The following is a 22,574-nucleotide window of genomic DNA, read 5'->3' as shown; positions in this document are numbered from 1 at the left end:
CATCAATTACCAGTAATAAAACAAAAAGCCCCAATCATTATCGGAGAATCTCCGACGATGATTGGGGCTTTTTAAGTGCTTGGAATAAGCAATCAGATTACTTCGCAAAGGTGCAAAATAACTTATTTCTTACGGCAGTACTCAGCAATGATGTACATAGACTGACCGCTTGCTTTACCTGAAACCAATTTAGGATCGTCGCTTAAGCTAATACCACGAACAACAGTACCTTGCTTGATTACGTTGTTAGAACCTTTAATTGGAAGGTCTTTGATGATAGTTACGTCATCGCCTTTCTTTAATTCAACACCGTTAACATCACGTGGTTTTTCAGCGTTGTCATCAACAAGGCCTTTATCAGCCCATTCTTTAACATCGTCTTCCATGTACATCATTTCAACTAGGTCTTGTGCCCAGTCTGTTTTATCTGTAAGACGAGTTAAGTGGCGGTAAGCTAATACTTGAACCGCTGGTACTTGGCTCCACATGCTGTCGTTTAGGCAACGCCAGTGGTTTGTATCAGCTATTTCTGGGTTTTCAATCTGGCTATGGCAAGTTTCACAAAGCAATACACAGTTACCAGCACTTGAATCAGGTGATGCTGCAACAGCATGTACCGTCAAGTTAGAGTCAGATGCACATAGTTCACATTTAGAGTCACTACGTTGCTTTAAGGCTTGTTCGATTGTCATGGGACTTTTTCCATAGTTTTATTGTGGCAATATTATGCCAGCATTTTGAAAGAAAGAAAGGATGCTAAAATCAGATGAATTCGTTTTAAAGTATTCCAGTCTGTTTAATACCAATTCCATTAATTATCTGACCATTCAGAATACAACTGGGAGTTGAGTTCAAGGATAGTGTTTGATAGAAGAGTGGTTCTCTTTTGAAATCACTAGACACAGAAGTTGGCTTCCAGTGGTGTTCCCTTTGGGCGAGTTTAAAATACTTTTATACTGCGTTAATAAATTTCAATTTAGAGCAACTAGATCCTCAATTTATCTCCTTACCTAAAAGCATTTTAACTCTCGCTGAACTGAACAGGTAATTAATGGATTTGGTATAAGGTGATTTGGAACAAATCACTCTAGCTACAAATGCTAAATGCAAAAAGGGCGCTGATAAATCAGCGCCCTTCTCTAAATGTGGCGGAGAGATAGGGATTTGAACCCTAGAAGGGCTATAAACCCTTGCCGGTTTTCAAGACCGGTGCTTTCGACCACTCAGCCATCTCTCCAACGCAGCGAATAATACGGTGCAACGACCTAGGTGTAAAGGTCAAAAAGTGCGTTTGATGGCTTAATGAGCGTTAAAGTAAAAATACGCAAATGTTTGGGTGATTTATAAGCGAACCGAGATGTGTACCACCGACAACTTGCTTGAATTGACGATGGTATCTTTAGCGATAAGGTAGGCTGACTTAATATCGTTTATCTAATTGCATTAATTTGTGGATAAACTCTTGTACTTGCGCTTCATTGTTATTGTGAAACTCGGTGGTTGTTTGGTTGATTACAGACTCTGGGTCTTCATTCATCGTATGGAAGTGGTATGTATTGTGAAAGTTAATATCAAGGCTTACGTTGTTGTCTGCCAAGTTTACACAGTAACCATCAGGGCTTTCAGTACAGGTAATATCTTCTAGCTTGCAGCTATTTTCAAAATGTTGACCTTGGGTTTTCACTTTTTCATAAACACTTAATAGGGTACGGACATCAACGCTGTTTTTCATAATTCCTCCGTACATCGGCTTGGTGCCGAAATGGGGTACTGAGTGGGAAATAAAATCTCTTTTCTTATATAAATCTAGGCTTTTCAACCGTACATGCAAGTTAAGTTTCTAAAATGTTAATCTTGATCAGTGTTTATTTACAATAGGGTTTGTGAATCTTTACGCGTGGTGTGAATAATGCTGAATAAATATCGCGATTTCATCGTGACGTTTTGTGATCTAAATGATAATTTGATGTGATCAACCGTAAAAAATGGAATTTCTTCTATGTTTAAGCAGCTTACACAAGCACAACTTGACCCAATTTTGTCGCTTTCTATTGCCTATCGTGCAGATGATCGTGCAGATAAAATGGATTTAGGTATTGGTGTATATAAAAATAGCCAAGGTGAAACGCCAATTATGCAAGCTGTTCAGCAGGCGCAACAGCAAGTACTAGCAACACAAACAACTAAATCTTACGTTGGTCTTGCTGGAAGTGAAGTCTTCAACCAATCGATGATGGATTTGCTGCTTGGTGGTACATCTGCTCATAGCCGTGCTGCTGCAGTCCAAACTCCAGGGGCGAGTGGTGCACTGCGTATGTTGGCTGATTTGATGCACCTCGCGCAGCCAGATACTACTGTGTGGTTAACAAACCCAAGCTATGTTAACCATAAACCCGTAATGGAAGCGGCTGGCTTAACCGTTAAATACTACCCGTATTTTGACCATGCAACGAAGCAAGTAAATAGTGATGCAATGTTGGCTGAATTAGCAAAAGCGGGCCCTAAAGATGTTGTATTACTTCATGGGTGTTGCCATAACCCCACGGGTGCAGATATTTCATTTTCTGATTGGCAAGCTATTACTGCGCTAGCAAATAAGAATGGTTTTTTACCGTTTGTTGATATTGCTTATTTAGGTTTTGGTGATGGTTTAGAGCAGGATGGTGCTAGTCTAAAGTACATGGCTGACAACGTTGAAGAAATGATTGTAGCGGCATCATGCTCTAAAAACTTTGGTTTATACCGAGAACGTACTGGCGCAGCTATTGTTATCAGTGATTCTTTGCCAGAAGCACAAAAAGCGAAAGGACGTATCCTACAACTGGCGCGAGCTTCTTATACTATGCCGCCTGATCACGGTGCTGCATTAGTTGCTACAATTTTGACAGATGATGCGTTAACCGCAACATGGAAGCAAGAGCTTGATCAAATGCATAAGCGTTTACTTAGCTTACGTTCTGGTTTAACAAAAGCTGTACGAGCACAAGGTTCAGATGCATTTAATTTCATCGAGCAGCATAAAGGTATGTTCTCTGTAACGGGTTTAAGCCCAGAGCAGATCGAGCGTCTTCGTGCTGAATACGGCATTTATGCGGTCGGTGATGGTCGAATTAATATTGCAGGCCTCCAAGAGCAGCAATTAGATTATTTAGCAAATGCACTTATTACGGTAACAAAGTAGCAATTATTGACGCCAACATAAGTACGAAACAAAAAGAGGGGCAACTACGGTTAATTGTATACCCAAGCTACCTCAATATGCAGGATTCAGAGTGATCTCAGCGTGTTTAATTCAAGGAAAATGTGTGGTAGGAATGGCTTTCCCTTTCAAACTCATTTGACACAGAAGTAGATACGCTGAATCACTCCCGAAGGGCGAGTTTTGTTGGGCTCTATGCGGTGTTACTTATTTTCAACGTAGAATGACTAGGCCTATAAATAAGCGCCTTGCCTAGAGCCCAACAAATTCTCGCTGAAACGAGCATCTTGAGGTAACTTGGGTATAGTTGCCCCTCTTTTTTAGAATGCTTTTTACGTGGTGTGTTACTTGGCTTTATTAATGATGTTTTTGTAGTGCTTAGCTCTAGTAAACAAAAAATCCACATCAGGCGGGAAATCTTTATTTGATTTAGCGTTTTTCATCATGTCGAACACTTTGAATTCAGTTAAAAATGCAAACTGATAAGGCTTGAAGTCGCCCTTAGATTGTTCTGTTGGGTCAAAGTATTTATCACCAATTTTAATGATAGCCTGATCAATGATTTTTTCTTCATTGCAGCGATAGCCCAAAACGTAACGTTCACCTTTTTGGTAAATAACGTTCATGTAGCTATTATAAAAACTTTCGTCTTCTTTTGTGGTGCAGCTTTCTAGAAGCGCATCATCCATCGCTTCAACAGTTATCATTCGGATGTTTTCAGCATTGAAATTCAATTCGGTTAATTGCTCGCGAATTGCTTCTAAAGTTAGTTGGGTCACTTCTAATACCGCGTTATGAATAAAATCGCACGCATTATACATTGATCTTCAAATAATTCATCGAACTTCAAAAAAACAGTAGTAATTTCATGGATACTTGGTGGGTGTTTCGCCTTAAAATGGCTTACTTTATACATTTAATGTGTCTAGGTAGGAAGTTACCGTGTTTTCAATCCTATATTTACAGATAAAACATCTTTAAATGAGATTCATTTTCAATTAGAGTGATGCATCTTACTCCTAGGCTGCTAGGCGTATTTTTAATTTTGACTACACCTAAATACTATTGATGAGCAATATGAAAGCAATAAAACCTAGCCTAGTAATTTTGATGCTCTGCATGGCAAGCAGTGTATATGCGAATATCGATGCCGCTCGTGCAATCGAAAGTAAAACTAATACTGCTTCTACTAAGAGCCAGACAAAAGTTGATCAAAGTGCAGAAGCTGCATTAACAATGAAAGCTGAGATTGAGCAACTTGAAGAAGAAGTGAAAAATTTAACGGTTTATCGCGATCACTTGTCTCGTCTTGTTGTCAATCAAAATGAAGAAGTGACCAGTATTAATCAGCAAATTCAAGGTATTAAAGAAACACGGCAGGGTGTAGTACCCCTGATGTATAAAATGCTTGATGGGTTGAAGCAAATTATTACCGATGATAAGCCTATTCGTCATGAACAACGCTTGGCTCGCCTTAATAAATTAGACGCCATGATGTCGCAAGCTGATATCAGTGACGCTGAAAAATACCGCCGTATTCTTGAAGCCTATCAAATTGAAATGGATTACGGCACGAAATTAGGTGTGTACCAAGGTCAAATTACAGTAGAAGATGGCGCGGCTATTGAAACAGATTTATTGTATCTAGGACGTATTTCTTTCGTTGCTAGAAGCTTAGATGGTACGCGTTACTGGGCATGGAATGATATCGATAATGGTTGGCATGCCGTCGACAGCAGTCAAAGTTCAAATATCGATAAAGCGTTTTCTATTGCACACAAACAGGTTGCCCCAAGCTTAATAACCTTGCCAGTATCAGCTCAGCTAGTCGCTGAACAACCACCTGTAACAACAAATGTAACAGCGTCAACTAACGTGGAGCAGCACTAATATGAAATTCAAAACGTTAGTAACGGCTGCTTGTCTACTGGCTATGCCATTCGCTGTGTTAGCCGAATCACCTGTTTCATCTGAATCGCTTGTATCAAAAACTCAGCAAGAACAGAAAGAGCAACGTGCTCATAATGTTCAACGTGAAGCGGGGTTCAAACATACGGAGCAAACGATTCAGGCGCGACGTGATTCTCTTTTGGCTATGCGCGAGAAATTACAAAGTGAAACTGAACAACTGAGTGATACATTCAGTAAAAACGAAGCGGACTTATCGAGCCTTGAAGAACAGTTACGTTTGGATACGGGCAGTTTGGGCGAGTTATTTGGCGTTGTGCGCCAGTCTGCAAAAGATCTTAATACTGAAATGGAAACATCGGTAACCAGTATTGATAGCGCTAAATATGCCTCTGTTGTCAATCAAATCGTTGATGCCAAAGCGTTGCCTTCAATGGTTCAGTTAACTGGACTATGGCAAGGAATGGTAGAGCAGATAACGGCAAGTGGTGAAATTGCAGCGGTTTCTTTGCCTTATATTAATGGGGAAGGGTACAAAGCAAATATTAACGCCTTCCGTATTGGTAGCTTTGGTTTAGTAGGCGAACAAGGCTATGTGCAATGGAGCAATGAACGTCATGTAGCTAAACCGTATTTAAAGCAACCTCAGCAAGCGCCAGTTTTAGCCGATTTATCGACCATCGATCAGGCAGGCTTGTTGCCTGTAGTGATTGATCCATCACGCGGTATTATGCTGGAACAATTGGCGAATACTCCGTCTTTAAAAGAACGATTAGAGAATGGCGGCGTTGTCGGTAAGGTCATTTTAGGGCTACTTGCGATTGGTGCCATTATTGCGCTCTTTAGAGGCTCTAAGCTATTCATTATTCGTCAGCAAATTAAAGGGCAGTTAAAGCAACCTCAGGTTCCTGGTAATAACCCTCTGGGTCGTGTTCTTAGCGTATTTTATGATAATAAAGAGCGTTATACCGAACAAGGACGAAGTGTTGAGGCGTTGGAATTACGCCTACTTGAAACTATTGTCGATGAGCAACAACACCTTGAAAAAGGGTTGTCTATGTTGAAGCTCCTTGCGGCTTTAGCCCCAATGCTTGGCTTGCTAGGCACGGTAACAGGTATGATTGAAACCTTCCAAGTCATTACACAGTTTGGTAATGGTGATCCTAAAGTCATGGCGGGTGGTATTTCAATGGCGCTTATTACAACAGTGTTAGGTTTGGTTGCTGCAATGCCACTATTGCTTGTGCATAATATATTGAGTACACAAGCAGATACCATTCGAAATATTTTAGAGAAGCAAGGGATCAGCCTTGTTGCAGAGCAGGCTGAAAAAGTAGGAACAACAGCATAATGGAATTCAGTCTTTTACAAGCCTGGTGGTTCTCATTATCGCAATTTATGAACCAGGGCGGCCAAATATTATGGTGGTTGGCTGCCGTGGTAATGCTTTGCTGGATATTGGTTGTCGAGCGGGTTATCTACCTGTTCTTCCAGTATCCAAACCAGAGACAAGCTTGGTTAGCAAAATGGCATGCCCGTGATGATCAAACATCGTGGTATGCCCATGCTGTACGTGACGGCTGGTTAAATGAAGCACGTACAGCCTTAAATCAAAACTTGAATTTGATTAAAGTACTGGTATCTATTTGTCCAATGTTAGGGCTACTTGGCACCGTAACGGGGATGATTTCTGTCTTCGATGTAATGGCAACTCAAGGTAGTAGTCAGCCAAGGTTAATGGCTTCGGGTATTTCGCTTGCAACGTTACCGACCATGGCGGGTATGGTTGCGGCACTCGCGGGTATGTTTGTTCACGCACGCTTGTCTAAAGCGTGTCATCTACGTGAATTGAAATTAGAAAAATTATTAAGGAGCCAATGATGAGACTGAGCCGTCCGTCTTCTGCTCGTGAAGAAGCACAAATTGACATGACATCTATGTTAGACATTGTTTTTATCATGTTGATTTTCTTTATTGTTACAAGCTCATTTGTTCGAGAATCTGGCGTTGAGGTTAATCGACCACAGGCGAGCAATGTCGTAAGTCAAAAAGATGCCGGTATTTTCATTGCCATTACGTCTGCGAATGATATTTACATTGATAAGCGCGTGGTTGATGTAGAACGTGTACAAGCAATACTTGAACACTTATTGTTAGAACAACCTGAAGCGTCATTAGTTATTCAAGCTGACGAACATGCTTATAATGGCACTGTTGTAAAAGTGATGGATGCAGCGAAAGGCGCTGGAGTTAATAATATTGCGTTGGCAGCGGAGAAGCGCTAATGCCTTTGAATTCAAGTGCCACCGTGCCTTCTCGTTCAATTTTTCAGTCATCATTTATTCGGCTATTGGTCGCACTACCACTCTCTGCCGTTGTGGCATTGGGTTTGTTCACCTTTATGGCGTGGATGGTAGACAATGGACATAAAAAGACACCAGAGAAATCTGACGTTCTGGCGTTCGATATCGTTATGGTTGAACAAGAACGTGATGCGCAACGCCGTCAGCGTACCGTGCCAGAAAAACCCGACACACCGGAACCGCCACCAGAGGCTGTACCAAGAAGTTCTCAATCTGCGGTTACAGCTACCTCTGCGCCATCAATGCCGAGCCTAGGTTTGAATACTGCGATTACAGGGCTTGCCATTAGTGTGCCTCAATTCTCAGACTTTGGGGCGAACCAACAAGCCATGCCGCTATACCGTGTAGAGCCTAAATATCCAGCTCGTGCAATGAAGCAAGGCGCTGAAGGTTTTGTTGTGTTGTCGTTTACTATTGATGCACAAGGTCGTCCGACCGATGTTGAAATACTAGATGCTAAGCCGCGTCGCTTATTTGAAAGAGAAGCTATTCGAGCATTACGTAAATGGAAATATCAGGCTAAAGTTGTTGATGGAAAGTCCATTCCTCAGCAGGGTCAAACTGTTCGCCTTGAATTTAAGTTAAATAAATAATGAATATAAAAAACGTCGTTATTGCCTGTACCTTAATGCTTTGTATCTCGACAAGCGTTCAAGCGAAAGAGCTCTCTCAATTTACAGCTGGCAAAGTACAGCGAGCTCATAATTTGCAGCAAGACGAAAAATTAAATGAAGCCATCGCGCTACTGGCTGATCTCAATCCTTCTAGGGCGTACGACAAAGCATTTGTTAAACGTATGCTGGGGATTTTCTATTGGCAAAAAGGCAATACGAAAAATGCTATTGCTAATCTGTCTTATGCTGTCGACAGTGGTTTATTGGATGATGAACAAGCTTGGGTAACTCAGCGAATGCTCGCTGATATTCTATTGTCAGAGCAGCAGTTTACAGCGGCACTTCCTCATTATTATACGTTATCGACAAATATACCTGATAATCAGAAAGCTGATGAATTATGGCTGAGAATTGCACAAGCGCATTATCAGATTGAAGAGTGGGAAAAAGTCCTTTCTGCCTTAAAACAGTACGATGCTTTCAACAAAAAAGCAGATGTACAACCGATGACGATTAAGTTGGGAGCTCAGCTTCAACTTAAACACTGGAAAGGTGCAATTGTTACCCTTAACGGTTTGATTGGGCTAGAGCCGAATAAAACCGTATGGTGGCAGCAATTGGCTGGTATTCAAATTCGAATTAGGCGTTCGAATGATGCATTGGATACTTTAGCTCTAGCCAAGCATCAAGGTGTCGAACTTCGTCAGCAAGATTTAAAAACACTCGCTCAACTTTATGCGCAACGTGGTATTCCTGAACGAGCAGCTATCTTATTTAGTGAGTTAGACGGGGCAGAAACCGACGCTAAATTACTCTCTGATCAAGCGATGTATTGGCAGTTGGCCAAAGAGTGGAATAAAGCGATTTCCACTTGGGCTAAAGCGGCCGCGTTAGATAATAGGTATCGCTGGGAGTTGGCTCAGTTATTGTTGCAAGAAGGGCATTATCGTAAGGCGTTAATAGAATTAGAACGTGTGAAACGTAAAGCTAAAAAGGCGGATGTTGAGCTTGCAAAAGTACGCGCCTATTACAAGCTAGAGGACTTTGACCGTGCCATCATTCATGCCAAGCTAGCGAATAATATTACGTCTTCTGCTGCGTCAACAAGTTGGATTCGGTATCTTAGTCAAATACGCGAGATGAAAGGTTAAGTGACTTAGAAAAAGCATTGTTATTATTGATTGATCTGATTTTATTAACTAGAATACGAATCGTTTTTATTAAGAGTGAGTGCTGTGTCAAATATTCTGGTTGTTGATGACGATGTAATGCTGTGCGAGTTATTAACCGAAGTGCTGAGTGAAGAAGGCTACGATGTCCACTATATTCACGACGGTGAAAGTGCCCTGACGTACATGCAAGCACACTCTGTTGATTTAGTCTTACTGGATGTGATGCTACCGAATATTGATGGGTTACAGGTTGCACGTCGCATTTGCCAACGTTTTGCCACACCTATTCTGATGTTAACCGCATTGGGTGATGAAGCGTCTATGCTAGATGGCTTGCAAGCTGGAGCCGATCAATATGTCGCGAAACCTTTTCGTGTACCTGAATTACTGGCAAGAATCACGTCGATATTACGTAGAGTCGGGCTTGAACGTCAGCGTCAGGGGCTGAATAACTGCACGGCTGATTTATCGATACAGTTTTCAAGATTGCCGTTAACGGGCACCGAATCTGAGCTGCTTGAATACCTTATTAAGCATGACGGTATTGTGGTCTCTAAAGCTGAATTGCAAAAAGAAGTATTGAAAAAAGATCTTTGCCCATTTGATCGTAACCTCGATATGCATATCAGCAATATTAGACGGAAAATGCTGCAGTCAGGCCTGTCAAAGCAACACATTAAGACGGTACGTGGTAAAGGCTATAGCTTTTACGAAAGTGTTAATGCAGCGTAGTTTTGATGCTAATCGATGACTTGATGCTTAATTAATTATCGGCAATGCTAGCTCACTATTTGCACTTTTTAATTAGCACTTTAATAGTAACAATACTGATTTAATGAATAATGAATTTAATTCGCTCTAATGTTTTTTCTCCCTTACACGCTATTAATGACCGCTGTGGATTAGCTGTACGGCTTTTTTCCTATTTTGCCATTATCCTATTATTGATCCTTGGTATACAAAACGTGGCAGAAATTGCGTTAGTCAAAGCAATGTTACGTATTCCAGATAGAATACAAGAGCAGATGCGCGATCTTGCAAATCAAGCTGAGATCATGATAGCTGACGGTGATATGTATGAATTGGCAGATTGGGAGCGAGGGCAACCTTATTACCTTTTTGTATTAAATAAAGAAAATAGGTCACTGAGTGGGCGAGACATGCACCCACATTTTGAATTTAAATTGGCGTATATCAGGCAAATAGATTCATTATTGGAAAGTCGTGTTAATCGACCAATCATAGAAATACCGTTACGCGATGGTAATCGTTTAGTTATTCAATTCCCACTTGATCAGCATCCTGCCCATCATTTTAAACTGTATTTTGGCTTAATTAAAATATTTATTGCCGCTCTTATTCTATGTGTATTTTCATTATTACTGGCTCGATATTTACAACGACCATTAAATAAACTACAAGAAGCCAGTCGTCGTTTATCTGAAGGGGATTTTAGTGTTCGAGTGACAAGCGAAGTGGGACGTGGTGTCAAAGAGTTTCGAGAGTTAGCTCATGACTTTGATCATATGACATTTCGTATTCAAACATTGGCAGAACAGCAAAAACGTCTAATTAGAGATGTTTCTCATGAATTACGTACACCGCTAGCGCGTCATAACCTGGCTTTACATTTACTTCGAAAAAGAACGCCCGAAGAAAACCAGCATTTATTAGATCGTCTTGAGCATGAATCTGATGAAATGAATAACCTAGTGACTGAAATTTTAGAGTTTAGTCGCATTGAGAATGCAAGTTACTCTGCAAGCTTAGAGCCATTACAGCTTGAGATCTTTTGCCAAGCGCAAGTATTAGAAAGCCAGATGGGCTTGAAACCGAAGCAAAGTTTAACGGGGTACTTTGATAATGAAACCCCCTTGATACTTGCAGATAGTCGCTTGTTATTACGCGTAATTAAAAATTTATTAGTTAATGCCAGCAAGTATGCCGGAGAGCAGGCAATAATCTCGCTAACTGTTCAACTGTCGCAAGAGCATGAAGAGCAGTATGTTCAAGTAATTATTGAAGACGACGGTAAAGGTATTGAACCTCAGCACCTTAAACGTATTTTTGACCCATTTACACGCTTGGAAGAAGCCAGAGATAAGCAATCTGGTGGTTACGGGCTAGGGCTGGCGATTGTAAAAGAATCGATGGCCTTAATGAAAGGGCAGGTAGAAGCAGATAATCGATTGAAGGGTGGCTTGCGTATTACCTTATTATTCCCAGTTTTATAGACACACAATAAAAACAGCGACCCTAGAATCTAGAGTAGCTGTTTTAGTTATTGTTTTAGTAACTGATTTTACGATTTCTAATTACGATGAGTAAGTTTGCGGTTATCAGCGGCCGTACGTTGATACAATAAATTGCTCAAATTCATTGCACATGTCGTTATCAGACTGGGCATTGTTAGCTAATTTGTTGGCACCATCAATGATATTGATGGTGGCATTCAAGGAAGCAACCTCAGCTCGATTTCTCGACTCAAGCGCTGATATTTTCTTCTGCTCGATTTCCCATGCTTGCTCAGATGATAAGTTACATTCATCGGCTAGGTATTTCGCGTTAAAGCCTTCGCCAGTCAAGTTTACGATGGTACCGTTATGATTAACGCTGTTACCGCTATTCCAGTAATATTTTGCTAATAGCGGTCCAATTTCTGGGTTATCGGTTAAGTAACCAAGTTTCTCTGTTAGGTAAGCTCTTGTTTGATAGACAGCCATATGAGCAAGTAAGTAGCCTTGGTAAGCACATGACGCTTCGTCTGATAAAAGATGCGGAATCGCCATTAGCGGGCGTGGACTAGCATCTAGACCGAGAATTTTCTTTTCCATGTCTCTTGCCAATTTCGTTACCGTTTCAGCATTCAGTTCTTCATCACTGAGTTGGTATAATGCACGCTCAAAATAGGGAACGACCAAAATACTTCTTTCACCGTAAGCCATAAACGGTTGTTTACTATCAATAATCGCCTTAATAATCTCATCAGGTACGGCATTACCCTTTGCGTCTAATGCATATTGTTTTAGCCAATCAGCATCGCCTAATAGGCTGTCACAAAACATCGACTGTGTTTCAGCATAAGCCATAGAAGTTGGTGCAAATTCTTGGGCAAAACATGGCGCATTCATTTTTACATTCGAGAAATGCGCAGCGTGCCCGCCTTCATGGAATAAGGTATTGATACCGTCATAGCCACTGCCTATTTGGTCGGGCTTCGCGTTACTGGTGAAGTTCACTTTCGCCGGCACCCAATTACCTTGATCGTAGAACGACGGCACAGGCCCATGGCAGAACCCGTTTTGGTACTTACCTTTACGATCAAGTAGATCTAATGTTAACTCAGCACCAGAGTAGTCAATATTTAAACGGCCAAATGATTCAACCCAACGACGTAATGACTGAGAAAATGGAACGTATGGGTCTAAATCTCGCATAGCATCGCCTGAAAACGAGTATACAAAGTTATGCCCTTGTACCGATTGCGGACCAAGAGAGTCGATTAAGTTATTTAAGCTATTTTGATGACTGTCTTTTGTTCTTACTTCGAAATCATCAAGAATAGTGAACAACTCGGCGGTAGTCATCTGTTCTGTTTTAACAATGGAGTAATCAAAGAAGCTGTTATAGCCTAATGATTTTGCGAACTTGTTACGCAGCTTTACTAAGGTTAAAAAACCGTTCTGTAGTAACCACTGCTCTAAATCTAATAGTGCTTGATGCGATGATTGACGTACTTGCTCGTTGGCACTTGTACGAATATTCGATGACAGCACAGGCAGCGATCCTTCCGCTTTCTCGCCATCTTCACCGATATACGTCATAACGTACTGTTGCTTTTTTTCAAACAAACTGGCTTCGAACTTAATGAGCTCAGCTTTAAGTTGCTGCGCTTCTTCAGACTCTAGAGCATGTGCTTGAAAAGTAGCCAGCCATCCTTTTAGTCCGATCAAGCTTTGTGTCTTTTCATCTGATTCTTCAAGAGATTCAGCGATTTTGATCTGCGCTTGTACATCAGAGATTTGAGAAGAGGCGCTTAAAAAAGCATTCCAAGCGGTTTCTGCTTTCGTCGAGCCATCATGGTCATCACTCATACCCATGTAGGTATCCCAAAAGAAATCTTCTTTTGTTCGGTGAATAGACAAGTAACGCTCGTTGAGTGAGTTAAGGTAGGCAGTAGCTGTCATTATCGTCCCTATAAATGTAAGCACGTGATTAATTTAATATTATATGTCTATTTTTAATGAGGTTCACATTTAAAAATAGTGAGTTATAGTATTTATACTGTAAACGATGATATACATACAAGATTGGAAGCTAAGTGTTTGCTGCCTTTAATGGTATTGATTGTTTTACAGCTGCCAAAAATATTTCAAGGAAGAGATCATGTTTACAGTAACTGTCGATAATGACATTAAATTATGTTTACTACAGCCGTCGTTTGCCCCTCGATATGTAGAGTTAGCACAAGAGAATCATGAGTATTTGTCTCAATGGTTATCATGGCCATACTTTTGTAAAACCGAAGCTGAATTTAACGCCTTTATTCAACATTCTCTTCATAATTATGCCGATAACAAGTCGATGACTTGTGCGATTGAATATAAAGGCTCAATTGTTGGCAATATGGGCTTTAATACCATTAATCACGATATCAAAAAAGTTGAAATCGGTTATTGGCTAGCAGCGAATATGCAAGGAAAGGGCATTGTTACGCAATCGTGCCAATACCTTATTGATTATGCTTTCTCTCATTTGAATATGAATAAAGTCGAAATTTCAGCGGCAGTAGACAATGCTGCAAGCCGGGCTGTGTGTGAGCGTTTAGGCATGGAGTTAGAAGGCGTAATCACGAATGCCGAGAAAGTGGGCGATCGTATTTTAACTCATGCGATTTATGGATTACACCGAAAATAGATTTAGTGGTACGGCTGAAACAGCGGTTGAATGTTAACTGTAGATAGGTGATTCATTGATTTTAATTAGACGTTATGTTGAATCTGATGCAATAGAAACGTGGGGCATCTTCTTTAATACTGTTCGCGATATCAACTCGCGAGACTACTCTGAACAACAGGTAAAGGCATGGGCACCTGAATCGTTCGATTTTACCCTTTGGCAAAAAAAGATGGATAGCATTAATCCCTTTATTGCGGAAATTAACGGTGTGGTGGTGGGTTATTCTGATTTACAGAGTGATGGCTTTATTGACCATTTTTTTTGCCACTATGAATACCAAGGTATGGGGGTTGGAAAAGCATTGATGACCCATATTTTGAATTGTGGCAGTAAAAAAAATATTCACCGTTACTATTCAGAAGTCAGTATTACCGCAAAACCTTTCTATGAGCATTTTGGTTTTAAGGCAGTAAAAGCGCAAAATGTAGAAATAAGAGGGCAGACATTAACAAATTATATAATGGAAAAAATTAGCTAGTGGATGGTACCTGGATAGGGTGCTTAATTGAGGTTGTTGTCGAAGATAGTCAGCAAGTAGGTGTCCCTGCTGGTGGAAGGTACCACCAATATGATGGCTCAACGATCCCGCCATTTTATTAAGGTTAAGGATTTAAAAAAGCTTTGATATAGTATATGGAAAAAACTCGGTATCTGTGGATGCTTTGGTATATCAAGAAGAAATCTTCCTGATATACGTTTATAGATAAAAAGAAGACACACCTTAGAGTCATTTATATAAACTAAATTTTCTTGTCATGCTTTTTATAACATTTACATCGCCAAATAAACAAATCCCTAAATATTCAAGATCTTCTTCTTTTGTTTGACTTGTTATTTGTTGCTGAATCGTTGAACCGCCCTCAATCATCGTATGTGTAAAATCAGTAAACTTAATACCTTTTTCAATCGCTTGCTCTCGTATTTTCCTGATCTTGTTAGAATTATCTGATTTTAGAACGATAAAAGGATAATGGGATAAGCTAGGATGAATTCCATTGTCTAGGTCTTGGTAATCAACGAATATAGCTTCACCTTCTTCGAGTACATTTGAGATACCAACACTTAAATGACTAAGTACATTAAGTGTACGGCCTTGTTCTATTTTTTTGTTTAAAATAGCAACGAATTGTTTTTCATTATCATGTGATGAAGCGGGCATTCTAATTTTCCTTTATATAAATTTCAGGTGGCTGAGCTTTGTATTACACTAGAGTTGAACTATATTAACGTTCATATCATCATTACTGCTGAGATAAGAAGTAGCGACGCCATCCCATAGTTAAAATATTTAACACTAGTTTGACTTGTTAAAATTGATTGAAATTTTTGCCCGGTGACAGCCCAAGCACTAGCTGCTGGGATATTTATTATGGCAAAAATCAATGAGATGATGATAACTTCTTGCCACTGTCCTGAAATGTTATAAATACTGATTGCACTTAGAGCCATAGACCAAGCTTTTGGGTTTACCCACTGAAAGTTAGCTGCAGCCACAAAGTTCAATGGTTCATAATCAGCTGATTTATTGTAATCCGACCTACTTACTGCGATTTTTATCGCTAAATACAATAAGTATCCTATACAACCGACCTGTAAGACACTGTGTATCATCGGGTAGTAGTTGAATATTTCAATCAATCCAAAACCCACAGCCACAATCATCAGGTTAAAACCAAAAACAATTCCAAGTATATGTGGAAGGGTACGGGTAAAGCCCACATTAGCACCAGATGTCATCAGCATTATGTTGTTAGGGCCAGGGGTAATGGTTGAGACAAAGGCAAAAGTAACTAAAGCTATAATTTGTTGTGTTTCCACATCAATTCCTTACCATGTGTATTGAATTTTGATATTTTAATGCGTGATAGGGTGAATTTTGTGTCTATTTTCACCATTAAACCTAAGGTATTCACAATAAGTTGCACTTATGGATAGATTTGACGAAAGAATATTGCGCGAGCTGAAATTAAACGGTCGACTAACGAATGTAGAGCTCGCTGATAGGATTGGTTTATCACCTTCAGCCACACTACGTCGAGTACAAGAGCTTGAGCGCAACGGTGTGATAAAAGGATATCGAGCAGTACTTGATCGTAATAAGCTCGGACTGTGCTTTGTTGCTTACGTAACCGTTGGATTGTCAAATCATAGCAAACAAGCTCAATTAGAATTTGAAGAACGTATAAACGATGCTACTGAAGTGACAGAATGTCATAACATCACTGGTGTCAGCGAGTATCTGTTAAAGGTTGAAACGAAAGATTTAATTGCATACAAAAGATTTCACGCCGACGTGTTAGGTGAAATACCACAAGTTAACTCAATTGCAACGATGGTAGTAATGGAAAGCCCTAAAGAAGCAGGATGACAATGATTGTTTTAGTAAAGAGAATACGTGTAATTACACCTTCTTGATTTCAACTATGTTATTAGCGTTCGCTAGAATCCTTTCGAACTTATTCCACCAATTGGTGTGTATCTCTCGTTGTTCATCAAGGTAGTCATTGTGGTCATATATGGAGCACACGCCCTGCAGTTTGTGTATGCCCACTGACTAATTTCATCATGCTGTTTACTCAGTAAATTCTGGTTATTGTATTTAGAATCAGATATATCAATGCGTGTTTGTATATACGATGTTGTTAATTCTGCTGAGCTCAATGATAGTGAGTTAGCTTCATATTTGGCAGATATTTATCATGAGAGCGCCAATCATAAATACCCTCGCGTGAGCGAATGAAATAGTCAATGCAAGAAGCACCGACTATTTCATGAATAGTACAAAATTGATACTTACTGATACCTTGCGCGTTTCCGGCTAGTCATTATTTTTTGTTGATGAACGCCATTGAATGTTTTTTCCATTGCTTAGTACTGCCAAAATTGCACCTGATGGTAGGTGCTTGGTATTGGGTACTGTTAGTGGCATAGCGTGTTTAGAGAAGTTAGCAATAATTTTGCTGCCATCACTAAAAGTGGTTTGCTGTAACAGCCCTTGTTTATCGAGCCATTTAAAACCCACCAGCGCTTTATCCCATAGTTGTTTGTGAATAGGAAGAAAGCCGCTTTGATAGTGTTTAAGTGCCTGTAAACGAGGTTCATTTATAGTGTTCGCTTCATCACGACTTAAATGAACCATCGCTGGCGTGTTGTAGAGCATAGCAATCAAGTCTCGCTCTATTTGCACGTTGCTGAATTTTAGGCTGTCGCTGTGCCAGTGGTGGCTGTTAATCAACTCATCATGAAATACTGTTTGATATAGCGGTATTCTATATTGCGGTGCAAACAGTAGCGTTTTGTATGGTTCTTTGACTTGGGCTGACTGAAAGAAAAAAGCAGGCTTCTGATCAGGATACCAAGCACCTAAATAATAGGGAGACTGACGATTACTCTTCATATCGGGATCTGTCCAACCAAATCCCACAGTTTCCATACCATGTGCAAAGGCTATTCCCTGAGTGGTTAAAGCGTTGCCATCTTCTGATCCTAATAGCACACGCTGATCTGTAGCGATCCACTGCATACGTGCGTTAAACGCAGCGAGCATATCTGTCTGATTCATCCCACCACTTGAGTCACTGTAATCTTCACGTGCCATCGCTGTAGCATCGACATCTAGAAATATACTGTTAAAGCGCCCGTAATTAATTACGTCTTTTATGCGATTTTCCACGTAACCTCGGTGACAACTTGGATTCAGATATACACCATTGCCACGAAATCCTTTTTGTTGATCGCCGTTGGCTTTTTCAATCGCACACTCTTCGCGCATTGCTTGTGGTAGTTGTGCTGTAAGCCAAGCGTCATTAACCCCAGGGGCAATTGCAGTATTGTAGGAATCATAAACCCCCACAAGATACCCGGCTTTTTTTGCTTGTTCCACGGCTTCGGGTTGATAAAACGCAGGCATCCAGTTATCTAAGCCAAGCCAAAGTTTCTTTAAGCCAACTTTTTGCAGGTTCGTGATCATATCTTTTGAAATAGCTTGTCCCCAGCGGTCGGGAGATATCAAATAGCTCCTTGCCTGTATTGCTAGCCAAGCTTTACGTTGCTGAGCAGCTTGGTACTGTTCCTTAATACCGTTGTTACCCAGCGGATGGTCAAGGGCTGGCATGGTATTATTGATTGACTGGTTTATGCTCTCAACCAGTAAATGTTTATGGTATTTACTAAGCCAATCTTGACCTTGATGAAGCGATTTGAGCTCTTTCATCGATTCTTTAGACGGCGTAAATTGCGGTTGATTAAAGTACCAATCTTTTAGTCCCCACCAATCCAGAACATCTTCAACGGCAAGCACGTCACGACCAAACAAATAGACATGACTCGCTCCAATTAATTTTTTCAATTCAGGATTATCAATACGTTTTGTTGAAAGGGGCTGAGCTTGCTGATGGTTAATACGCCACTTTCGGTATTGTTTTGCGCCCGCTAATGGTTCATCACTAAGGGATATTTGTACATTAAAGGCTTGTGATCGATTAAGGGGCGTGAAGTCATGCGTTGCTTGCATGTCTAATAATATATTGCCTGCTTGCTTAGATGGGGTGAAATGCAGTGTGTTGTTTGTAGCTGTTACGAATTGGTAACTGACAAACTGGCCATTTTGCTCTGTGGTCCAAAACGGCATTTTACGATCTTGTGCGGTGTTAGATCCTGAATATTCTGCGCTTAAGTAGTTTATCCATGTTTTGTTATCAGTTGGAATACGCATGCCTTCGTTGAAAGGGATCAGTAAAGTTTGCGTGGCTTGCTCTGCTAAATCAAACCACGTTAGTTTGATTGGCTGATTACGTTTGATGATTGTTTTTTCGTTAACCGTAAAAGCCAGATTTAAGCTTTCATCAAATTTTGCTGCTACCTCAATGTTACTGGGTTTAAGGAGCCAGCGAGCCTGATTGTCGCTGGATTGCACAAGCTGAATCGCATGTTGTGGTTTATCGTTAATCGCCAGTGCGGCTTGGTTTATTGAGAGGTTGTGATTTTGTTTGCGCCAGTTAATCTGCAAATTATCAGGATCTATAGAGATTTGCTGATTGTTTTGGTTAAGTTGTATGTCTGCACTGTGGACTGAGAAACTGATAACACTGGCTAAGGTCGTAAATAAAAACGTTGTTTTTTTCATGGTGATTATTCCGTTTGGATTTGCGCTTATTACAGAGCAAATCCAATGTCGTTTTGTCACCTATATGTCTCTATTGTCGAAATAGGCAAACTAAAGCGCTGGACATATTCCACTTTCACTTCGCCTTGGTATTCAAATTGGCTGACTACAGCACTTAGCCATGTTGCGTTGCTAGGAGTGGTTGCTGGGCGTTTTGCTGCATATTGTAAATTGCTATTAGTTGCGGCTGATATAATTGGCATAACAGGTGCTAGCTGCATTGAAATATGCTTACCTATCTGGTTGTATTGTTCATCAAACCATTGCCAATTCATCACAACGGGTGCACAAGCTATTTTATTTGCTGGTGGTGTGACAATGAATGATTTTGATGTTTGATCTGTGCTCTGCTGAACCCATGTAGTGTTTGTGAAAGAAGAAATGACCAGCGGATAGCGAACGTTATTAATCGATAGTTGGTATATTCCTGCCTTTGGTGTACTCAATAAATCGTTACTTTCAAATTCAATATACTCTTCGGTTGGCTGGGGAATATTGGCAGTGACAAGTAACGTATTATTTTCGTCAAATAGTTTTAAAATAAGAGGTTGCGTGACTTGCTCTGTTGATATTTTTATCTGATAACCCTGATTGTTCACACTATTTTTATTGATAAAAGAGACATCGATGCTGGCTGGTAAACTTACAGAACTAATCAGTTGCTTCCCACATTGTGTTTTACTCAATACCGCGTCTTTGATCGGTTGCCAATAGTGCTCACTGATCTGATTTTGGCTCAAGCTGAGTTGAAGTTCTTGCCAAGCAAGCAGCGTTTGACCTGCAGATAAAGCTGAATAGCTCGATTGCAGTGGGGTATCAGCAAACCAGTTGTCAGCTTTGGCGTGAGTGATTGGGCTAATAAATAGGCAGCTCAGAAGCAATGAAACCAGTTTATTCATGACACTTTCACCAAGCGGTAGCCAACACCACGTAACGTTTCTATATGAATACTAGGTAATTTTTGACGGATGCGTAATACATGGTTATCTACGGTTCTAGTTGTTGGGAAGGCTTGATAACCCCATATTTTATTCAGTAGTTCTTCACGATGGAAAACGCGTCCTTGATTTTGAACTAACATCAGTAGCAATTGAAACTCTTTTGGTTTGAGTTCGACAGCAGACCCATCGTCGGTTAACGCTCTATTAGATACATCAATTTCTATTTGTTGGTAGTGAATCAAACTCTCACCCAACGGACGAAGTTGTGCACAAATACGCGCCAATAATTCCTGATGAGAAAAGGGCTTCACCATATAGTCTTTGGCACCAGCCATTAATCCTTCAATACGCTGTTCGACCTCGATTTTTGCGGTCAGGATGATTACAGGCAGTGCCTTTAGCATAAGCCATTGTGGTAAAAGTGTAATGCTGTCGCCTTCAGCTAGTTGACGATCAAGGATAACCAGATCAGCACGATACCAGTGTGTCTCAATATTTTGGCTGTTAGTGAGCCATTTGCAGGTAAAACCTTGTTGTATAAGATATTCACTTAACCCTTCACCAAGTAGCTTATCGTCTTCAATTAATAAAATTTGGTTCATAATGGTAATTCCAAAATACAACGTGTTGGTTTGCGTTGGCAGATAAGCTTGCCACCCATTTGCTTCATAAGGCGAGAGACGATAACGAGACCGATCCCCATATTGGTTTGACTCTTTGAAGGGCTAACAAGTGTTAACCAGCGTTGAGCGATACTCGGGAATTCACCCTGATCAGACACTTGAATTCGCAGTACTTGATCAACATGAATATCGATAGCGACGTTACCTTTACCATGTTGCTGAGCATTTTTTATCAGGTTCTCGAGACAGATCCCAAGCCAATAGTAGGGTAGGTTTAATTCTCGATCTTCGTTCAATGTGTAATCCAGTGAATATTTTTCTAAATAGTGATCTAACCAGTCAGAGAGATAAGCGCTTTGATGTTGAAATTGATCTTCAGGTTGAGAACTCAAATAGCCCTTACTGGTTTCTGCTAATTGAGCCAGCCTTTGGTGGTCTGCCATTAAGCGCCAAACCGTTTGTTGTGTGTTGTCACTTAACTCATCAAATTGATCGCGAAACATCTCTACGGTAAAACCTAAACTGGTAATTGGTGTTCTTAGCTCGTGTGTTAGAAGCTGGAGGATAAATTGTCGTTCTTTTGCATTTTGTCGTCGTTGGTAAAGGTTACGTGTTATCAAAAATGCAATAGCTAAAGCTAAAAAGGCCAAGATCCAACGAGTTAGTTGAGGCGCTGGTGTCGCGACATTTAAACAAATGTTGCTGTACCGAAATGAACAAATTGCGGCTGTGTTGTTTGCTATCGCTAATTTCATCGAATGTGCAAGAGGCTGCCATTGGTTGGCGCCGATGGCTTTCCACCCCGAGTCATTGTTTAACCACAGTGTGCTCTGTTCGGTAATGTAAGCTCGATAGCCTGATAACAACGCATCGACTCCTTGAGGAGAAAGCTCTGAAAGTAAAGCGTGTAACGGATGCTCTTGGTTAGCGAGCGTTAATTGCTTTCGATGCTGAGTTAAAAAAAGTTCACGATGCGGTTTATCAAGCGAGGTTAGGTATCGGTCTGCGTAACTGCCGCCAGCCGGGTGAAGCAAGGCCTTATTATCAAACCAATTATTTGCTAGTGACTTTTTTTGGCAACGCGCCAGTTCAAATTCGATAGCATTTTGTAGCCTAATCTCTTTACGATCTGGCTTAGTAGCTAAGGAGCGATCTTGTTGGCATTGATCACCTATTTGCCACAGCTGCTGTATTTCGTGCCAGTGGAATTGGCTGAAAAGAGGGTACTGACTGCTGCTGAGAAGTAGTGATTTAGGGTAGCGGTTAATGTCGGCTTGGCTAAGATCTTGCTTTGGAGAGAGCAAGCCTGCTTGCTGATAAAACTGTTGCCATAACGTTTGAAGGTTTGTTGTATTATCTTGAGCAACAGCTGATGAAGCGTTGATACAAAAGACAACCAGTAAGCCCATAAGTTGAAAGCGATTCATAGTGTGCATAATAGCAGCAAATAATAGCAATCTTAACGCTTTTATTCGGTGGTTTGTAACCTCTGTGTAAACATTCGTATAATATTTCTCTTTCTACGCCAGTAATTCTTTGTAACCACATTCAGCGGTATTTCAATATTAAATTTAAGAGTTGGTATAAATCACTGGCACTTATTACGGCCTAGTTTACATTGCGCTTTAGTT

The 22,574-nt window shown here is 40.5% G+C and carries 24 protein-coding genes and 1 tRNA gene; 14 read left to right on the top strand and 11 right to left on the bottom strand.

From position 1 onward, the window contains the following. Positions 1-122: 122 nt before the first annotated feature. The 3 genes from C9J47_RS18265 to C9J47_RS18255 all read right to left on the bottom strand — a co-directional run bounded on the left by C9J47_RS18265 (position 123) and on the right by C9J47_RS18255 (position 1,732). Entirely contained in the window at positions 123-692 is a 570-nt protein-coding gene (locus C9J47_RS18265; RefSeq protein ID WP_107254772.1) for a PhnA domain-containing protein, read from the bottom strand. Between the two features lie 454 nt (positions 693-1,146). Continuing rightward, positions 1,147-1,237, bottom strand: a tRNA-Ser gene (locus tag C9J47_RS18260). Between the two features lie 183 nt (positions 1,238-1,420). Continuing rightward, positions 1,421-1,732 carry a DUF3081 domain-containing protein gene (locus tag C9J47_RS18255; protein ID WP_011220777.1) on the bottom strand — a complete coding sequence of 104 codons (312 nt, stop codon included), beginning with the start codon at positions 1,730-1,732 and terminating at the stop codon, positions 1,421-1,423. 267 nt (positions 1,733-1,999) lie between these two features. Here C9J47_RS18255 and C9J47_RS18250 point away from each other — a divergent pair, with 267 nt between their 5' ends. Beyond that, complete coding sequence (locus tag C9J47_RS18250) at positions 2,000-3,181, top strand: amino acid aminotransferase (protein WP_107254771.1); 1,182 nt, start codon at positions 2,000-2,002, stop codon at positions 3,179-3,181. Positions 3,182-3,543: 362 nt separating this feature from the next. Here the strand turns inward: C9J47_RS18250 and C9J47_RS18240 are convergent, their stop codons facing one another. After that, positions 3,544-4,020, bottom strand: coding sequence for a hypothetical protein (locus tag C9J47_RS18240; protein ID WP_245903522.1), 477 nt, complete (start codon positions 4,018-4,020; stop codon positions 3,544-3,546). Positions 4,021-4,276: 256 nt separating this feature from the next. On the opposite strand from C9J47_RS18240, the gene C9J47_RS18235 reads away from it, so the two are divergent. The 8 genes from C9J47_RS18235 to C9J47_RS18200 all read left to right on the top strand — a co-directional run bounded on the left by C9J47_RS18235 (position 4,277) and on the right by C9J47_RS18200 (position 11,490). Next, positions 4,277-5,089 (top strand): DUF3450 domain-containing protein, encoded by an 813-nt coding sequence (locus C9J47_RS18235; protein WP_107254852.1) that lies wholly within the window; start codon positions 4,277-4,279, stop codon positions 5,087-5,089. Between the two features lies 1 nt (position 5,090). Further along, complete coding sequence (locus C9J47_RS18230; protein ID WP_107254769.1) at positions 5,091-6,458, top strand: MotA/TolQ/ExbB proton channel family protein; 1,368 nt, start codon at positions 5,091-5,093, stop codon at positions 6,456-6,458. Beyond that, positions 6,458-6,988, top strand: coding sequence for a MotA/TolQ/ExbB proton channel family protein (locus C9J47_RS18225; RefSeq protein ID WP_107254768.1), 531 nt, complete (start codon positions 6,458-6,460; stop codon positions 6,986-6,988). Before C9J47_RS18230 ends, C9J47_RS18225 begins: the two co-directional genes overlap by 1 nt. Beyond that, the gene (locus tag C9J47_RS18220; RefSeq protein WP_107254767.1) at positions 6,988-7,392 is read left to right on the top strand and encodes an ExbD/TolR family protein; all 405 of its coding nucleotides are present in this window, start codon (positions 6,988-6,990) and stop codon (positions 7,390-7,392) included. Before C9J47_RS18225 ends, C9J47_RS18220 begins: the two co-directional genes overlap by 1 nt. After that, on the top strand, positions 7,392-8,063 hold the full coding sequence (locus tag C9J47_RS18215) for an energy transducer TonB (protein WP_107254766.1): 672 nt from the start codon (positions 7,392-7,394) through the stop codon (positions 8,061-8,063). Before C9J47_RS18220 ends, C9J47_RS18215 begins: the two co-directional genes overlap by 1 nt. After that, complete coding sequence (locus tag C9J47_RS18210; RefSeq protein ID WP_107254765.1) at positions 8,063-9,235, top strand: tetratricopeptide repeat protein; 1,173 nt, start codon at positions 8,063-8,065, stop codon at positions 9,233-9,235. Before C9J47_RS18215 ends, C9J47_RS18210 begins: the two co-directional genes overlap by 1 nt. Before the next feature lie 84 nt (positions 9,236-9,319). Further along, positions 9,320-9,988: a response regulator transcription factor gene (locus tag C9J47_RS18205; RefSeq protein ID WP_107254764.1), complete on the top strand. Its 669-nt coding sequence runs from the start codon at positions 9,320-9,322 to the stop codon at positions 9,986-9,988. Positions 9,989-10,098: 110 nt separating this feature from the next. Further along, entirely contained in the window at positions 10,099-11,490 is a 1,392-nt protein-coding gene (locus C9J47_RS18200) for a sensor histidine kinase (protein ID WP_107254763.1), read from the top strand. Positions 11,491-11,595: 105 nt separating this feature from the next. Here the strand turns inward: C9J47_RS18200 and C9J47_RS18195 are convergent, their stop codons facing one another. Continuing rightward, a complete protein-coding gene (locus tag C9J47_RS18195; RefSeq protein ID WP_107254762.1) occupies positions 11,596-13,443 on the bottom strand; it encodes a M3 family metallopeptidase in 1,848 nt (615 codons plus the stop codon). A 199-nt stretch (positions 13,444-13,642) separates the two neighbouring features. On the opposite strand from C9J47_RS18195, the gene C9J47_RS18190 reads away from it, so the two are divergent. The 3 genes from C9J47_RS18190 to C9J47_RS27460 are packed head-to-tail and all read left to right on the top strand — an operon-like array spanning position 13,643 to position 14,815. Continuing rightward, positions 13,643-14,173 (top strand): GNAT family N-acetyltransferase, encoded by a 531-nt coding sequence (locus tag C9J47_RS18190; RefSeq protein WP_107254761.1) that lies wholly within the window; start codon positions 13,643-13,645, stop codon positions 14,171-14,173. 55 nt (positions 14,174-14,228) lie between these two features. Next, positions 14,229-14,693 carry a GNAT family N-acetyltransferase gene (locus tag C9J47_RS18185; protein ID WP_107254760.1) on the top strand — a complete coding sequence of 155 codons (465 nt, stop codon included), beginning with the start codon at positions 14,229-14,231 and terminating at the stop codon, positions 14,691-14,693. Further along, positions 14,693-14,815 carry a hypothetical protein gene (locus C9J47_RS27460; RefSeq protein ID WP_281258977.1) on the top strand — a complete coding sequence of 41 codons (123 nt, stop codon included), beginning with the start codon at positions 14,693-14,695 and terminating at the stop codon, positions 14,813-14,815. The genes C9J47_RS18185 and C9J47_RS27460 overlap by 1 nt, the downstream gene beginning before the upstream one ends. Before the next feature lie 127 nt (positions 14,816-14,942). On the opposite strand, the gene C9J47_RS18180 is transcribed toward C9J47_RS27460, so the two are convergent. Both C9J47_RS18180 and C9J47_RS18175 read right to left on the bottom strand, forming a co-directional pair. Further along, entirely contained in the window at positions 14,943-15,374 is a 432-nt protein-coding gene (locus C9J47_RS18180; protein ID WP_107254759.1) for a DUF2000 domain-containing protein, read from the bottom strand. 71 nt (positions 15,375-15,445) lie between these two features. Next, a complete protein-coding gene (locus tag C9J47_RS18175) occupies positions 15,446-16,033 on the bottom strand; it encodes a LysE family translocator (RefSeq protein WP_107254758.1) in 588 nt (195 codons plus the stop codon). Between the two features lie 109 nt (positions 16,034-16,142). On the opposite strand from C9J47_RS18175, the gene C9J47_RS18170 reads away from it, so the two are divergent. Next, entirely contained in the window at positions 16,143-16,583 is a 441-nt protein-coding gene (locus tag C9J47_RS18170; RefSeq protein WP_107242475.1) for an Lrp/AsnC family transcriptional regulator, read from the top strand. A 225-nt stretch (positions 16,584-16,808) separates the two neighbouring features. Further along, complete coding sequence (locus tag C9J47_RS27620) at positions 16,809-16,955, top strand: DUF7661 family protein (RefSeq protein ID WP_425440605.1); 147 nt, start codon at positions 16,809-16,811, stop codon at positions 16,953-16,955. Positions 16,956-17,033: 78 nt separating this feature from the next. On the opposite strand, the gene C9J47_RS18155 is transcribed toward C9J47_RS27620, so the two are convergent. The 4 genes from C9J47_RS18155 to C9J47_RS18140 are packed head-to-tail and all read right to left on the bottom strand — an operon-like array spanning position 17,034 to position 22,370. After that, the gene (locus C9J47_RS18155; protein ID WP_107254756.1) at positions 17,034-19,340 is read right to left on the bottom strand and encodes a glycoside hydrolase; all 2,307 of its coding nucleotides are present in this window, start codon (positions 19,338-19,340) and stop codon (positions 17,034-17,036) included. Between the two features lie 56 nt (positions 19,341-19,396). Beyond that, on the bottom strand, positions 19,397-20,278 hold the full coding sequence (locus tag C9J47_RS18150; protein ID WP_107254755.1) for a DUF2861 family protein: 882 nt from the start codon (positions 20,276-20,278) through the stop codon (positions 19,397-19,399). Continuing rightward, positions 20,275-20,922, bottom strand: a complete 648-nt coding sequence (locus C9J47_RS18145) for a response regulator transcription factor (protein ID WP_107254754.1) — start codon at positions 20,920-20,922, stop codon at positions 20,275-20,277. The genes C9J47_RS18150 and C9J47_RS18145 overlap by 4 nt, the downstream gene beginning before the upstream one ends. Continuing rightward, positions 20,919-22,370, bottom strand: coding sequence for an ATP-binding protein (locus C9J47_RS18140; protein ID WP_107254851.1), 1,452 nt, complete (start codon positions 22,368-22,370; stop codon positions 20,919-20,921). The genes C9J47_RS18145 and C9J47_RS18140 overlap by 4 nt, the downstream gene beginning before the upstream one ends. Between the last annotated feature and the right edge of the window lie 204 nt (positions 22,371-22,574).

The organism is Photobacterium indicum (assembly GCF_003026215.1).
GTDB lineage: Bacteria > Pseudomonadota > Gammaproteobacteria > Enterobacterales > Vibrionaceae > Photobacterium > Photobacterium indicum.
Note: the sequence above shows the minus strand (reverse complement) of the source record. Positions and strands in the feature narration are given on the sequence as shown.

Bases quoted from the DNA above. Each gene is read 5' to 3' on its own strand.
- C9J47_RS18180 (WP_107254759.1), bottom strand. From the start codon at position 15,374: ATGCCCGCTTCATCACATGATAATGAAAAACAATTCGTTGCTATTTTA.
- C9J47_RS18150 (WP_107254755.1), bottom strand. From the start codon at position 20,278: ATGAATAAACTGGTTTCATTGCTTCTGAGCTGCCTATTTATTAGCCCA.
- C9J47_RS18235 (WP_107254852.1), top strand. From the start codon at position 4,277: ATGAAAGCAATAAAACCTAGCCTAGTAATTTTGATGCTCTGCATGGCA.
- C9J47_RS18210 (WP_107254765.1), top strand. From the start codon at position 8,063: ATGAATATAAAAAACGTCGTTATTGCCTGTACCTTAATGCTTTGTATC.
- C9J47_RS18255 (WP_011220777.1), bottom strand. From the start codon at position 1,732: ATGAAAAACAGCGTTGATGTCCGTACCCTATTAAGTGTTTATGAAAAA.
- C9J47_RS18140 (WP_107254851.1), bottom strand. From the start codon at position 22,370: ATGAATCGCTTTCAACTTATGGGCTTACTGGTTGTCTTTTGTATCAAC.
- C9J47_RS18240 (WP_245903522.1), bottom strand. From the start codon at position 4,020: ATGTATAATGCGTGCGATTTTATTCATAACGCGGTATTAGAAGTGACC.
- C9J47_RS18155 (WP_107254756.1), bottom strand. From the start codon at position 19,340: ATGAAAAAAACAACGTTTTTATTTACGACCTTAGCCAGTGTTATCAGT.
- C9J47_RS18225 (WP_107254768.1), top strand. From the start codon at position 6,458: ATGGAATTCAGTCTTTTACAAGCCTGGTGGTTCTCATTATCGCAATTT.
- C9J47_RS18250 (WP_107254771.1), top strand. From the start codon at position 2,000: ATGTTTAAGCAGCTTACACAAGCACAACTTGACCCAATTTTGTCGCTT.
- C9J47_RS18220 (WP_107254767.1), top strand. From the start codon at position 6,988: ATGAGACTGAGCCGTCCGTCTTCTGCTCGTGAAGAAGCACAAATTGAC.
- C9J47_RS18195 (WP_107254762.1), bottom strand. From the start codon at position 13,443: ATGACAGCTACTGCCTACCTTAACTCACTCAACGAGCGTTACTTGTCT.
- C9J47_RS18230 (WP_107254769.1), top strand. From the start codon at position 5,091: ATGAAATTCAAAACGTTAGTAACGGCTGCTTGTCTACTGGCTATGCCA.
- C9J47_RS18265 (WP_107254772.1), bottom strand. From the start codon at position 692: ATGACAATCGAACAAGCCTTAAAGCAACGTAGTGACTCTAAATGTGAA.
- C9J47_RS18170 (WP_107242475.1), top strand. From the start codon at position 16,143: ATGGATAGATTTGACGAAAGAATATTGCGCGAGCTGAAATTAAACGGT.
- C9J47_RS18215 (WP_107254766.1), top strand. From the start codon at position 7,392: ATGCCTTTGAATTCAAGTGCCACCGTGCCTTCTCGTTCAATTTTTCAG.
- C9J47_RS18190 (WP_107254761.1), top strand. From the start codon at position 13,643: ATGTTTACAGTAACTGTCGATAATGACATTAAATTATGTTTACTACAG.
- C9J47_RS18200 (WP_107254763.1), top strand. From the start codon at position 10,099: ATGAATTTAATTCGCTCTAATGTTTTTTCTCCCTTACACGCTATTAAT.
- C9J47_RS18145 (WP_107254754.1), bottom strand. From the start codon at position 20,922: ATGAACCAAATTTTATTAATTGAAGACGATAAGCTACTTGGTGAAGGG.